The following is a 14,087-nucleotide window of genomic DNA, read 5'->3' as shown; positions in this document are numbered from 1 at the left end:
GCGTCGCCGTCCGGTGTCAGGCGGATCCCGGCTCCTGGCCCTTCCCTTGCTCCTGCCCTTTCTCCTGCCCCCGCCCCTTCCCCTGCCCCTTCTCCTGCGCGGAGTCGTCCCCCTCCGGGTCCTCCGTCGCGAACCGCGTGGTGAGGCTCAGCACCGCGCAGAAGGCGGTGGCGGCGCCCAGCACCAGGCGCCCGAGACCGTCGACCCGGTCGGTGAGGAGCAGGCCGCTGCCGGCGAGGGCCAGAGCCGCCGTCACGAAGCAGGCGTACGGGATCGTCAGCGGCCACGACGGGGGAGCGTCCGGGCCGTTCAGCCGCGTGGCGTGGGCCACGGACACGCAGATGACGGTGGCCAGCGCCCACGGGATGCCGAAGAGCACGAGTTGCCGCCCGGAGAGCGCGCGGTCGTCGAGGAGGCGCTGGAGATCGTCCTGGTAGCCCTGGGCACTGCCCAGCCAGGAGCCGGCGCCGGAACGGGAGTCGCCGCCGATGTAGGCGCCCAGGGCGGTGTTCCCGGGGGCGTAGATGACCTTGATGCGGTCGCCCGCGACCCGCACCTGGGCGCTCAGGGTGCGGACGGTGGCGAAGTCGAAGGAGCCGCTGTCGGTGGGCAGCCTGACGGCCAGTTTCTGGGTCACCGCGTACTGGGGACCGCGCCCGCCGCCTTTCTTGGTCGAGTAGTGCCTCTCCACGAGGTGGGCGTTCTCGATGGTCACCTCGGCGACCACGGCCCCCTCCGCGCGGAGCCGGTCGATGAGCGGGCTGGACGTCACATCACCTGCGGGTATCAGGAAGACCAGCCCGGCCAGCCAGCCCCCGACGCCGATCGCCCCGATGAGGTAGCGGCCCTTCCGCAGGCGGCTGCCCGGCACCGACTCCCGTGCGGTGCCCTGCGTGGACTCCTGTGCGGCACCCAGCGTGGCCCGCACCGCCCTGATCTCGTACGGGTGGATCCGGCCGGTGGCGATCCGGTGGACCAGCAGGACGACCAGCACCCCGGCGGAGACGGCCAGTCCGCCCGCCGTCACCGCGAGCCGCTCCTCCCGGTCCGGCCAGACCAGCCAGGCCCCGAGCGAGACGACCGCGGACAGCGGGACGAGCGTGGCCAGGGCGATGAGGACGGGGAGCCGACGGAGTGCGCGGCGCACCCGGTCGGCGCCGGGGGCGGGGCGTTCCGCGGGGAGGGGGGAGCCCCGGTCCGTACGGTCCGGAGGGGAGGCCCGGTCCGTACGGTCCGTGGAGGTGGATGCCTGGTCCGTGCGGTCCGTGGGGGCGGATGCCTGGTCCGTACGGTCCGGGCCGGTGGGGGAGCGGTCGCGGTACCAGGCGGGGGCGAGGGCCCGTTCGTACATCGGGGGGAAGTGCTGCGCCCGTGCCAGCACCAGTGCGATGACGCCGCCGACCGCGAGCAGCCCGCGCGACGCGCCCTCGGTGAACAGGCCCCCGGCGCAGACCCCCGCCAGGGCGTAGAGGCCGTACGCCGGTGCGGCCAGCGTCAGTGGCCAGGTGGACCGGGGGTTCCACACGGCGACCCTGCGGTCCGGGTCCACGGGGGCCTCGGGAGAGCCGGTCGGGGCGCCTTCGGCCCAGGGGGAGCGGCCGGGCGGGAAGAGGGCGCGGGCGCGCACGGCCTGTCCGCCGTCGAAGACGAGGAGGGCGGCGCAGTCCAGGCGGGGCGGGCCGTCCTGGGCGAAGTCCCGCTTGGCCCGACGGCTGTCCCAGCAGAGCCAGAGGTCCAGCCCTTCCAGCCCGTCGGCCGCCTCGTCGGGATCCAGGCCCGGTATACGCAGGTCGACGGAGAGGGGGCCGCGCGGATCGCCCCCGGCCGCCGCGACCACCACATGCCCGCGGCGTACGGTCCCGCGCACGGCACGGGTGCGGCCGGGGAGGACACGGGAGACGGCTCCCTCCACGTTGAGCGCGCAGTACAGGGCGATCACGGCCAAGGCGCCGCCCCAGAGCCACAGTTCACCGGTGGAGTGGAGCCGCCCGTCCTCCCCGGGCTCGCCCACGCCGAGGAACCAGAACGCGACGAGCCCGCCGGCGAACGCCGTACCCCAGGCCCAGGTCAGCAGCGGCCACCCGCCCCGGCCCGGTACGGAACGGGGCAGCGCGGGAGGCAGCCCGGCGCCCGCGGACTCGTCGTACAGGGCCCCCGCCACCACATCGGCCGGCCGCAGCATCCCGCGCAGCAGCACGTACAGGCCCAGCACCAACACCCCGAGAGCGGCAGGTCCCAGACAGACCATCAGCAGCAGGAAGCGCCGCTCGCGGTCCCCGTCGAAGGCCCACACCGCCGTCGCGGCGAACACCGACAACGGCAGGATCCCGAGAAACACCGCCAGCGCGGGTGCCTCGTACACCGCGATACGCCGCCGACGCCTCCACGCCGCCGGGGTGCCCTTGCCCGCGCCTGTCCCCATGATCCCGTCCCCCGTGACGACTGCGTTCCCCGTACTCAGAAGGCTAGGGGAGAGGTACGGCGGGTGGCGGACGTACTCCGGGCCCGCGCCGCGTCACGCGGAGCGGCCGGAGCGCGCCTCCACCGCGTCCAGCAGCAGACCCATCACGAACTCGAACTGGTCGTCCTCGTCGGCCTGCGCCAAATGCGGTGCTACGGAGGCGAGTTGAGGGAAGCGCTGCGGAGAGGCCATGAGGTACTCGCGCTGCCAGGCCATCCGGTCGCCCTCCCGCTCGGGCCCGTCCAGCACGGCCGAAGCGGCCTCGAAGGAGCTCATCGCCAGCGTGACGTCGACCAGCGCCCGGTAGTAGCGGGCGGACTCCCGCGCACCGAAGCCCGCCCCCAGCAGCGCGCCGATGACCAGGTCCGCGCCCCGGAACTCCGCGTCGCGCCGGGACACCCGGGAGGCGACCAGCACGGCGAGCGCGGGGTGTGCCAGGCAGGCCCGGCGGACCCGGCGGGCCAGCTCGGTGAGGGTCGCCCGCCAGGTCGGGCCGGGCTCGAAGCCGTCGACGGCCTCGGCGATCAGCCGCTCGGCGAGGCCGAGGAGGATGTCGTCCTTGCCGGAGAAGTAGCGCAGCACTGCCGTGTGGTTGGACCCCAGGTCCGCGCCGAGCCTGCGCAGCGTCAGTGCCTCCGGGCCTTCCCGCTCCAGCAGCGTCAGCGCCGCGTCCAGGATGCGTTCCCGGCTGAGCGCGTTCGAGGGCGGCCGCCCCCGTCTGGCGCCGACGGATCGGGGGGCCGGGCTGTCGGGATCCGTCATGCTCCCATCCTAGGCGCGCGACTACCGAGCCCCAGGGGGCGACCAGGCCGCGCGGGGCAACCAGGCCGCACGGGGCGACCACCTCCGGGCCCCGGGCGGCGACTGCCTCCGAGCCTCAGGGACTGACTGCATCCCAGCCCCACGGGGCGACTACCCGGCCGCCGACAGATGGGCCACCAGCGCGGTGAGCGCCGTCGCGGTCTCGCCGTCCAGCGCGGGGTCGTCGGCCACCGGCCAGGCGCTGGTCTTCACCACCACCGCGTCGGCCTCCGGGTCGACCCAGAGGAACTGCCCGTGTATCCCGAGGCCGGTGAAGGCGCGGTGCGGTCCGCCGAGGGTCCACCACTGGTTGGAGTACCCGTAATGGGCCGGGTACGCCTCACCGAGCGCGCCGCCCTCCAGATGCGGCAGGCCCGCCCCGCGGCTGCGCTCGACCCACCGCTGCGGGACGACCTGCTCCCCGCCCCACCGGCCGCCGCGGGCCATCAGCAGGCCGAACCGGGCCATGTCCCGGACCGTGGCGTTGAACGAACCGCCGCCGACGGCCGTACGCGGCACCCCCCGCGACAGCGCGTAGTACGCGTCGTACTCCGCCCCGATCGGCCCCCACAGCCGCTCGGCGGCGTACCGCGCCAGCGTCCGTCCGGTCGCCGCCTCCAGGACCCAGCCCAGCACCTGGGTGTCGAGCGTGGAGTAGTTGAACCGGGTGCCCGGCGTGCTGTGCGGCCGGACCGACCGTACGGCTTCCAGTACGGTGCCTCCCTGCCCGGTCACCGCCCGCATCAGCCGGTTGACGGGGGCGTCCGGGTCCTCGTAGTCCTCCTCGCCGCCCGCCCCGCTGCTCATGTGCAGCAGGTCCTCGACCGTCGGGCCGTCGAACGCGGAACCGGCCAGCTCCGGGCAGTACGTGACGGCCTTGTCGTCCGTCGACCCGATCGCGCCCTCCTCCAGCGCGATCCCCACGAGCGCCGAGGTCACCGACTTCGTCAGCGAGAACAACTGGAACCGCCGGTCCGGCCCCGCGAACCGCCCCGGGTACGCCTCGTGCACCAGCCGCCCCCGGTGCACGACCGCGAACCCCGTCGTACGCGTCCGGGTGTGCAGGTCGGACAGCGTCCTCGTCGCCCCCTCCCACTCGTACGTGAACTCCAGCGGCCGGGGAGCCCGCGGCAGGACGCTCGGGCGGCCGGCCCGCGGCACGGTCTCCGTCGGCAGCAGCAGCGACATGTGCGCGAACGTCCACTCGTTCAACGGCGGCCGCATCATCAGCTCGTCCTGATGCCGCCAAGCCCACCGCACCCCCGCGGCCGCCCCCGCAACCACCGCAGCCGTCGCGACCACCCCGGCCCCGGCCGCCCATTTCCTGTCGCCCGCCATGTCGCCGCACCTCGCAGAAGCTCGCACATCAATTTTGAACCAATGGTGACACCGTTGGTTCGGCGTGGCAAGGAGGAGTGCCGTCCTCATTCGATTCGGAGGCTTGTGCCGGAGAACGACGAAGGCCCGGACCGTCGAAACGGTCCGGGCCTTCAATCGAGGCGGAGGATACGAGATTCGAACTCGTGAGGGGTTGCCCCCAACACGCTTTCCAAGCGTGCGCCCTAGGCCACTAGGCGAATCCTCCGCCGCAAACAATACAAGACGTTGGAGGGTGCTCGCGAACACGTTCCCCGAAGATCGTCCGGAGCGGCCGCGCAGGTCGTCCGGTGGGGCGGGCGGGTGGACCGGAGGGGGCGGGGATCGGCTAAGGTGGGCGTCAGCCCCTCACGTGGCGCTATCTGACTGAACTCCCCCAGGGCCGGAAGGCAGCAAGGGTAGGTCGGCTCTGGCGGGTGCGTGGGGGGTCCTTGCGTTCCCGGGGCCTCGCTCGCCGGGGTGCCTGTGCGGGCCGTCCTGGGGATGGTCGGGCGGGCCGACTCGGGGGTGGTCGTACAGCCCGTCCCGGGGGTGGTCGTACAGCCCGTCCCGGGGGTGGTCGTGCAGCCTGTCCGAGGGTGGTCGTACGGGCCGTGTGGAGCCGGGTGTCAGTGCGCCCCGATAACCTCGTGGATGTGTCGTCCCTTGCGCTGTACCGCCGCTACCGCCCCGAGTCGTTCGCCGAGGTCATCGGTCAGGAGCATGTCACTGACCCGCTCCAGCAGGCCCTGCGGAACAACCGGGTCAATCACGCGTACCTGTTCAGCGGGCCGCGCGGCTGTGGAAAGACGACCAGTGCGCGCATCCTCGCCCGCTGTCTGAACTGCGAGCAGGGGCCCACGCCGACCCCGTGCGGGGAGTGCCAGTCGTGCCGGGACCTCGCGCGGAACGGGCCGGGGTCCATCGATGTCATCGAGATCGACGCCGCATCGCACGGTGGTGTGGACGACGCCCGTGATCTGCGCGAGAAGGCGTTCTTCGGGCCCGCCTCCAGTCGTTACAAGATCTACATCATCGACGAGGCCCACATGGTCACCCCGGCGGGGTTCAACGCCCTGCTGAAGGTGGTCGAGGAGCCGCCGGAGCATCTGAAGTTCATCTTCGCCACCACCGAGCCCGAGAAGGTCATCGGGACGATCCGGTCGCGTACGCACCACTATCCGTTCCGGCTCGTCCCTCCCGGGACCCTGCGCAGCTATCTCGCCGATGTCTGCGGGCGGGAGAACAGCCCCGTCGAGGACGGCGTCCTGCCGCTGGTCGTGCGGGCCGGGGCCGGGTCCGTGCGTGACTCCATGTCCGTCATGGACCAGTTGCTCGCCGGTGCGGGCGACGACGGTGTGACGTACGCCATGGCGACCGCCCTCCTCGGGTACACGGACGGCTCGCTGCTCGACTCGATCATCGACGCCTTCGCCGCCGGTGACGGGGCCGCCGCCTTCGAGGTCGTCGACCGGGTCATCGAGGGCGGCAACGATCCCCGTCGCTTCGTCGCGGATCTGCTGGAGCGGCTGCGTGACCTGGTGATCCTCGCCGCTGTGCCCGACGCGGGGGAGAAGGGGCTCATCGACGCCCCCGCCGATGTCGTGGAGCGGATGCAGGCCCAGGCCTCCGTCTTCGGCGCCGCCGAGCTGAGCCGCGCCGCCGACCTGGTCAACGAGGGGCTCACCGAGATGCGCGGCGCCACCTCGCCGCGCCTCCAGGTGGAGCTGATCTGCGCCCGGGTCCTGCTTCCGGCCGCCTTCGACGACGAGCGGTCGATGCAGGCCCGGCTCGACCGGCTGGAGCGCGGTGCGTCCGCCGCTGCTGCCGCCGCGTTCTCCGCGCCGCCCGCCGCCGTGGCGCCGATGGGGTACGTCCCCGGGCCCGAGGCCCACGTCCCGCAGGCCGCACCCGTGGCCCCCGCGGGTCCCGACGCCGCCCGTGCCGCCGTACGGGGCGAGGCCCCGGCCCCCGCGCCCGCCGCCTACGCACCGCCCGCAGCCCCGCAGCCCCAGGCCGCCCCGCAGCCCGGCGAGCCCCAGGCCCCCGCGCAGCGGCCCGGCTCCTGGCCCACCGCGGCCGGCGGCGAGCAGGCGGCCCGGCGCCCCGGCGGCTGGCCCACCGCCTCCGCCCCCGGCAGCGGCCCCGCCACCCCGCCGCCCGCCGCCCCCGCACCGGCCACCCCCGCCCCCTCGGCCCCCTCCGCACCGGCCACCCCCGCATCGGGCCAGGACATGAGCCAAGGGGCCGGCCAGGTCCGCAGCATGTGGCCCGACATCCTGGAGGCCGTGAAGAACAAGCGCCGCTTCACCTGGATCCTGCTCAGCCAGAACGCCCAGGTGACCGGGTTCGACGGCACCACCCTCCGGCTCGGCTTCATCAACGCCGGAGCCCGGGACAACTTCGCGAGCAGCGGCAGCGAGGAGGTCCTCAAGCAGGCGCTCGCCGAGCGGTTCAACGCCCAGTGGCGCGTCGAGGCCGTCGTCGACACCTCCGGTGGCGGGGCGGCTCCCCCGCCCCTCGGCGGTGCACGCCCCCCGGCCCCGCAGTACCAGCCCGCCCCCGCGCCCTCACCCGCCGCCCCGGCCCCGATGGCGTACGAGGGCAATCCGGCGCACGCCCCCCAGCAGCCGTCCTCCCTGCAGCCCCCGGCCTCCTCGCCGCCGCCCCGGCCCCAGGCCCACGACCCGGCGCCGCCCACCGCCCCCGAGCCCTCCCACGGGTACGCCTCCGAGCCGCCGCGCTCCGTGGCCCCCGAGGACGACACCGCCGAGGCCGACGACCCGGATCTCGTCGACTCCGCCCTCTCCGGCCATGAGCTGATCGTCCGCGAGCTGGGCGCCACGGTGGTGGAGGAGTTCACCAACGAGCAGTAGCGGTAGTGGGAGCAGGAGCAGGAGCAGGAGCAGGAGCAGGAGCAGGAGCAGTGGCCGGGGTTGGGGCCGGGGCCGCCTCCCGGTAGTGCCCTGGGGGCACTCCCGGGACAGCCCCCAGAGCGCCCCGGCCGCCCCCTCCTCACCGTCCACGGATCGGCGGCCGTCCGGGCCCCTGGGCCCCGGCCGCTAGGCTGCACCCCGTGAAGGTCCTCGTCATCGGCGGCGGCGCCCGCGAACACGCCCTGTGCCGCTCTCTGTCCCTCGACCCCGAGGTCACCGCTCTGTACTGCGCCCCCGGCAACGCCGGCATCGCAGAGGTGGCCGAACTGCACCCGGTCGACGCCCTCGACGGTGACGCCGTCGCGCGCCTCGCGACCGAGCTGGGCGCCGGGCTGGTGGTCGTCGGCCCGGAGGCGCCGCTCGTCGCCGGGGTCGCCGACGCCGTGCGCGCGGCCGGCATCCCGTGCTTCGGCCCCTCCGGCGAAGCCGCGCGGCTGGAAGGCTCCAAGGCGTTCGCCAAGGACGTCATGGCCGGTGCCGGTGTCCCCACCGCCCGCAGCTACGTCTGCACCACCCCCGCCGAGATCGACGAGGCCCTCGACGCCTTCGGCGCCCCATACGTCGTCAAGGACGACGGCCTCGCGGCGGGCAAGGGCGTCGTCGTCACCGAGGACGTCGAGGCGGCCCGCGCCCACGCGCTCTCCTGCGACCGCGTGGTCATCGAGGAGTTCCTCGACGGCCCCGAGGTCAGCCTCTTCGCCATCACCGACGGCACCACCGTGCTGCCGCTCCAGCCCGCCCAGGACTTCAAGCGCGCCCTGGACGGCAACGAGGGCCCGAACACCGGCGGCATGGGCGCCTACTCCCCGCTCCCGTGGGCCGACCCCAAGCTGGTCGACGAGGTCCTCGACACCGTCCTCCAGCCGACCGTCGACGAGCTGCGCCGCCGGGGCACGCCCTTCTCCGGGCTGCTCTACGCGGGCCTCGCGATCACCTCGCGCGGGGTCCGGGTCATCGAGTTCAACGCCCGCTTCGGCGACCCGGAGACCCAGGTCGTGCTGGCCCGGCTGAAGACCCCGCTGGCCGGTGTCCTGCTCGCCTCCGCCGAGGGCACCCTGGACGAGCTGCCGCCGCTGAAGTGGCGCGACGACGCCGCGGTCACCGTCGTGATCGCCTCGCACAACTACCCGGGCACCCCCCGCACCGGCGACCCGATCGACGGGCTCGCGGAAGTCGCGGCACAGGATGCGCCCGACGCGTACGTCCTGCACGCCGGGACCCGCGCCGAGGGCGACGCGGTCCTCAGCGCGGGCGGCCGGGTCCTCTCGGTGACCGCGACCGGCAAGGACCTCGCCGCGGCCCGTGAGCGCGCCTACACCGCTCTCGGCCGCATCCGCCTCGACGGCTCCCAGCACCGGACGGACATCGCCCTGAAGGCCGCCGGAGGCTGAGCCCTCTCCCGGCGCCCCGCTGCTCCGCAGCCCCCCGCGCCGTCCCGCACGCCACCGGCGTACGCGGACGGCGCGGGGGGCTGTCCGCGTGTGCGCCATCGGTTACGGCCCCGGGCTCGACGCGCCGTCCCGCCCTGTACCGGGCCGCCCCAGTCCCGCTCCACCACCGCCCTGCCCTACGGGCGCGGACACGTCAGCAGCTTTGCCCAAAGCCATTCCATCGGGTGACGACTGGGCCAGACGGATGACGCCCGCCGAGGCCCCAACTAGGGTGCGGCGCAGGCGTTCCGGCACTTGGCCCACCGGCATTGCGATGTCGGTGACGGGTGCCACAGTGGTGGAGTGAGCAACCGTCGCGGGGCAGAGGGGGTGACATCCGGCCGTGTCCGGTATCGACGTGGGTGAGGAGCTGGGTGCGCGGGCTGCACAGGCCCGAGCGCTCGCCCTGCTGCGGATCCGCAGCAGGGCGCTGGCCGTGGTGATCACGCCCGCGGCCGTGGCCGTCGTGCTGTTCGCCGCGGGCGCCCAGGGGCATCTCGGCGGGCCCGCCTGGGACGGTGTGCGCTGGGCGGTGGCCGGTGTCGCCGTCGTGGTGCTGCTGGTGGCCGCCGCCGTCGCGGTCTCCGTCGCGCGGGCCCGGCCCGCCGTGAGCCCGACCGTCCCCGTGGCGGAGGAGGGCGCCCCCGATCTCTACCGGCTGGTCCGGGACCTGGCCGACCGGCTCGGCGTCCCCGCCCCCTCGGCCATAGCGCTGACCCCGGACTGCGACAGCTGGCTGGAGGACCGCACCCACCGCGCCCCCCGAACCCCTCGCGCGCACCGGAAGCGGCCGAAAGCCTCACCCGGAGCCCCATCGGGAGCCGCAGCCCCGTCCGGAACGTCGGGAGCCGGAACCCCATCCGGAACGTCGGTAGCCGCAGCCCCGCCGGAAGCCCACGGCCGTGCGGCCGGGGAGGGGGCACCCGCCCCCGTCCTCGTCATCGGCTCCCCCTTCCTCTGGTGGATGCGCGTCGCCGAGCTGCGCGCCGTCCTCGCCCCCGTCGTGGCGGGCACCGGCTCCTCCGCGCACCCCGACATAGCCGCCGCCCGCCGCTTCGTCCGCGGCCTGGACGCCGCCGTGGCCGATGCCTCCGCGCCCGGCAAGGGGCCCCTCCGCGCCGCCCCGGCCGCCTTCACCGGCTGGGTCGCCCGGCTGCTGCTGCGGGCCTGCCGGGAGCATGCCGCCGAGATGGAGCGGTGCGTGGCGGTCACCGCGTCGATGCGTGCCCAGGACGTCGACTACGCGCTCCGCATCGCCGCCCAGGAGCAGGTCGGCCTGGCCTACGCCGGCTGGGACCGGCTGCTGACCCGGGTCGCGCTGCCCGCCTGGCGGATGGGCCGCTGGCCCTCCCGGCTGGACGCCGGGGTGGTCTCCGCCCTCACCGAGCTGTCCCGCCGGGACCGGCTGGCCGACGGCTTCACCTCGCGCCTCGGTGAGCGCCCCGCCTGCGACCTGCTCGAAGAGCCCGGCGTGGCCGACGAGGCCACCTCCCTGCTCGCCGCCCGGCTCTTCCACGGCGGTCCGGCGGAGAGCGGTCCGGACTGGGCCCCGGTGGACTGGCAGCAGTATCCGGAAGAGGTCGTCGACCGGAAGTGGCGTACGGAGGCGGCCCGGCTCCACCGGGTGCTCGACGCGATGGGCGTGCCCCTGGCCTCCGCCGCCGACCCGGCCGTCCCCACCCTCGCCCGGGTCATGGAGCACCTGGCCGGACCCGGCGAGCCGGGGGAGGAGCTGGCCGCCGGCATCGGGGCGGCGGTCGCCCGCGACGACGCCCGGGCCCCCGCGCCCGGCCCGGCCCCGCAGCCGGCGGCCGGCGCGGGACCGGACGCCCTCGACGTCTGGGGCCCCGACCCGCTGCCCCTCTTCCCGCTCCAGCCCCCGCGTACGGGCACCGAGCTGCTCGCCGACCACGTCGCGGCCATGGTCTGCTGCGCGGCCGTGGACACGGCGGGCGCGGCCCCCGGGCTCGACTGGCTGGACGGCCCCGCGCTGCTCGTCGACGGCGAACGCCGGGCGGACCTCGCGACGCCGGTCCTCAGCCTGGTCGAGGACGGCGACCCGGACCCGCTGCGGTCCTGGCTGGCGGAGGTGGGCGTGCGCTCCGACAAGCCGGTGCGGTTGGTATGAGCTGTCGTACGGGCCGGACGCAGCCCTCGACCGGTATGAGCTGTCGTCGTACGGGGCCGGACGCGGCCCTCAACACCCGGACGCGGCCCTCGACACCGGATGGCAGCACGACCGGTCGTGCGTATCGGCCGGAAGAAAGGGTTCCGTTCACGTCAATTAGCGACGAAGGGTGACGGAGTGCGTGCGTTATGTGATGTGCTGGGGATCGGCGCTGACATCGTGCGCACAGGAGTTGTCCGGGGGACCCGAGGGAGGGGCGCGGCATGGGGGCGGAGCAGATTCGCCGGTGGGAGTCGGGCGCCCTCGCGCATGCGGTGAGCGACCCCTTCGGACAGGGCCCGCTGCCCTGGCTGCGCGGCAGTGAGAACTATTTCGACGACACCGGCCAGGTCGTCCCCTGGTACGCGGACCTCGCCCGCTCCACCGGCGGCGGCACCCGCACCGCCGACGACGTCCACCGCCAGATCAAGGGGTTCGTCTCGCCCGGAGCGGCCGCCCCCGGCGAGGCCATCGACTTCCACATCACCGTGGACCCGCCCCAGCAGTTCTCCGTCGACGTCTACCGGATCGGTCACTACGGCGGCGACGGCGCGGCCAAGATCACCACCAGCCCGCGCCTCTCCGGCATCGTCCAGCCGCCGCCGCTGGCCGCCGACCGGACCGTCTCCTGCCACCACTGGTGGATGTCCTGGCGGCTCCAGATCCCGAGCTACTGGTCGGTCGGCGCGTACGTGGCCGTGCTGACCACCGCCGACGGGTACCGCTCGCACATCCCCTTCACCGTCCGCCACGACCACCCCGCCGATCTGCTGCTCCTGCTCCCCGACATCACCTGGCAGGCGTACAACCTCTACCCGGAGGACGGCCGCACCGGCGCCAGCCTCTACCACGCGTGGGACGAGCGGGGGCGGCTGCTGGGCGAGGAGGACGCGGCCGTCACGATCTCCTTCGACCGCCCGTACGCCGGGGCCGGACTGCCGCTGCACGTGGGGCACGCGTACGACTTCATCCGCTGGGCCGAGAGATACGGCTACGACCTCGCCTACGCCGACGCCCGCGATCTGCACGCCGGCCGGATCGACCCCAGCCGCTACCGGGGCCTGGTCTTCCCCGGCCACGACGAGTACTGGACCACCCCCATGCGCCGGGCCGCCGAGCGCGCCCGCGACGGCGGCACCTCGCTCGTCTTCCTCTCCGCCAACACCATGTACTGGCAGGTGGGCCTCGCCCCCTCCGCCTCCGGCATCCCCGACCGCCTGCTGACCTGCCGCAAGCGCCGGGGCCCCGGGAAGTCGGCCCTCTGGCGCGAGGTGGACCGGCCCGAACAGCAGCTCCTGGGCATCCAGTACGCGGGCCGGGTGCCCGAGCCCAGCCCGCTGGTCGTGCGCAACGCCGAGCACTGGCTCTGGGACGCCACGGGCGCGGCCGACGGCGACGAGATCGACGGCCTGGTCGCCGGTGAGGCCGACCGCTACTTCCCCCGGACGAGCCTGCCGGAGCACGACAACCGCATCCTGCTCGCCCACTCCCCGTACCAGGACTCCGAGGGTGCCACCCGCCACCAGGAGACCTCGCTCTACCAGGCCCCCTCCGGCGCGCTCGTCTTCGCCTCCGGCACCTTCGCCTGGTCCCCGGCGCTGGACCGCCCCGGCCATGTCGACGCCCGTATCCAGCAGGCCACGGCCAACCTCCTCGACCGCATCTGCAAGCGCGACTGACTGAACGGGCCTCGGCGCATCTGCAGGCAGGGCTGAACCGGATCCCGGGCGTATCCGCAGGCGGGACCGAGCATGGCCCCGGGCGCACCCGTAGGCGGAACTGAAGCGGGACCGAAGCGCGGCCGGGCGTGTTCACGGCCCCGCTCCCGCACCCGCCGCCTCCGTACGGGACAATCGGAACCGCTCCTGGATCAATCTACGCGGAGGCACCGTGTCCGGTTTTGTAGAAAAGCCCGAGCCCGTACAGGTTCCGGGCCTCACCCACCTGCACACCGGCAAGGTGCGTGACCTGTACCGGAACGAGGCGGGCGACCTCGTCATGGTCGCCAGCGACCGTATCTCCGCCTACGACTGGGTCCTGCCGACCGAGATCCCCGACAAGGGCCGCGTCCTCACGAAGCTCTCGCTCTGGTGGTTCGACCAGCTGGCCGACCTGGTCCCCAACCACGTCATCTCCACCGAGCTGCCGGCCGGCGCCCCGGCCGACTGGGCGGGCCGCACCCTCGTCTGCAAGAACCTGCGGATGGTTCCGGTCGAGTGCGTGGCGCGCGGTTATCTCACCGGCTCCGGGCTGGTCGAGTACAACGGCTCCCGTACGGTCTGCGGCATCGGCCTCCCCGAGGGCCTGGTCGACGGCTCCGAGCTGCCCGGCCCGATCTTCACCCCGGCCACCAAGGCGGCCGTCGGGGACCACGACGAGAACGTGAGTTACGAGGAGGTCGCCCACCAGGTCGGTGTGGAGACCGCCGCCGAGCTGCGCCGGACCACGCTCGACGTCTACCGCCGTGCCCGGGACATCGCCCACCACCGCGGAATCGTCCTGGCCGACACCAAGTTCGAGTTCGGCTACGAGACCACCGGGGACGGCGGCGAGCGGCTGATCATCGCGGACGAGGTGCTGACGCCCGACTCCTCGCGCTTCTGGCCCGCCGCCACCTGGCAGCCCGGCCGCGCGCAGCCCTCGTACGACAAGCAGTTCGTCCGCGACTGGCTGACCTCCCCGGCCTCCGGCTGGGACCGCGCCAGCGAGACGCCGCCGCCCGCGCTGCCGCAGGAGATCGTGGACGCCACCCGCGCCAAGTACATCGAGGCGTACGAGGTCCTGACCGGCTCCAACTGGTCGTAGGGGCAAGCGGATACGGCGAAGGCCCCGGTCCAGATGGACCGGGGCCTTCGCTTTCCGGAGCGGACGACCAGGTTCGAACTGGCGACCTCAACCTTGGCAAGGTTGCGCTCTACCAACTGAGCTACGTCCGC

The 14,087-nt window shown here is 74.1% G+C and carries 8 protein-coding genes, 2 tRNA genes and 1 other RNA gene; 6 read left to right on the top strand and 5 right to left on the bottom strand.

All coding sequences use genetic code 11. The annotated features are described in order from the left end of the window. Positions 1 to 16: 16 nt before the first annotated feature. From DJ476_RS15930 to DJ476_RS15915, 4 genes are all read right to left on the bottom strand, one after another. The gene (locus DJ476_RS15930) at positions 17 to 2,422 is read right to left on the bottom strand and encodes a hypothetical protein (protein ID WP_162638551.1); all 2,406 of its coding nucleotides are present in this window, start codon (positions 2,420 to 2,422) and stop codon (positions 17 to 19) included. Positions 2,423 to 2,515: 93 nt separating this feature from the next. Further along, positions 2,516 to 3,223: a TetR/AcrR family transcriptional regulator gene (locus tag DJ476_RS15925; protein WP_103420591.1), complete on the bottom strand. Its 708-nt coding sequence runs from the start codon at positions 3,221 to 3,223 to the stop codon at positions 2,516 to 2,518. A gap of 150 nt (positions 3,224 to 3,373) precedes the next feature. Beyond that, a complete protein-coding gene (locus tag DJ476_RS15920; protein WP_112490823.1) occupies positions 3,374 to 4,600 on the bottom strand; it encodes a serine hydrolase domain-containing protein in 1,227 nt (408 codons plus the stop codon). 162 nt (positions 4,601 to 4,762) lie between these two features. Beyond that, a tRNA-Ser gene (locus DJ476_RS15915) sits at positions 4,763 to 4,847 on the bottom strand. 131 nt (positions 4,848 to 4,978) lie between these two features. Here DJ476_RS15915 and ffs point away from each other — a divergent pair. From ffs to DJ476_RS15880, 6 genes are all read left to right on the top strand, one after another. Beyond that, positions 4,979 to 5,075, top strand: an RNA gene (gene ffs / locus DJ476_RS15910) — signal recognition particle sRNA small type. Positions 5,076 to 5,274: 199 nt separating this feature from the next. Next, the gene (locus tag DJ476_RS15905; protein WP_112490822.1) at positions 5,275 to 7,494 is read left to right on the top strand and encodes a DNA polymerase III subunit gamma and tau; all 2,220 of its coding nucleotides are present in this window, start codon (positions 5,275 to 5,277) and stop codon (positions 7,492 to 7,494) included. A gap of 200 nt (positions 7,495 to 7,694) precedes the next feature. After that, positions 7,695 to 8,945: a phosphoribosylamine--glycine ligase gene (purD, locus tag DJ476_RS15900; protein ID WP_112490821.1), complete on the top strand. Its 1,251-nt coding sequence runs from the start codon at positions 7,695 to 7,697 to the stop codon at positions 8,943 to 8,945. Positions 8,946 to 9,327: 382 nt separating this feature from the next. Then, complete coding sequence (locus DJ476_RS15890; RefSeq protein ID WP_112490820.1) at positions 9,328 to 11,112, top strand: hypothetical protein; 1,785 nt, start codon at positions 9,328 to 9,330, stop codon at positions 11,110 to 11,112. A gap of 263 nt (positions 11,113 to 11,375) precedes the next feature. Next, complete coding sequence (locus DJ476_RS15885; protein ID WP_070200632.1) at positions 11,376 to 12,830, top strand: N,N-dimethylformamidase beta subunit family domain-containing protein; 1,455 nt, start codon at positions 11,376 to 11,378, stop codon at positions 12,828 to 12,830. Positions 12,831 to 13,041: 211 nt separating this feature from the next. Further along, a complete protein-coding gene (locus DJ476_RS15880; protein ID WP_112490819.1) occupies positions 13,042 to 13,956 on the top strand; it encodes a phosphoribosylaminoimidazolesuccinocarboxamide synthase in 915 nt (304 codons plus the stop codon). A 58-nt stretch (positions 13,957 to 14,014) separates the two neighbouring features. Here the strand turns inward: DJ476_RS15880 and DJ476_RS15875 are convergent. Next, positions 14,015 to 14,087 (bottom strand) — tRNA-Gly (locus tag DJ476_RS15875).

This window comes from Streptomyces bacillaris (assembly GCF_003268675.1).
Lineage (GTDB): Bacteria > Actinomycetota > Actinomycetes > Streptomycetales > Streptomycetaceae > Streptomyces > Streptomyces bacillaris.
This window is presented reverse-complemented; position numbering and strand designations above follow the sequence as displayed.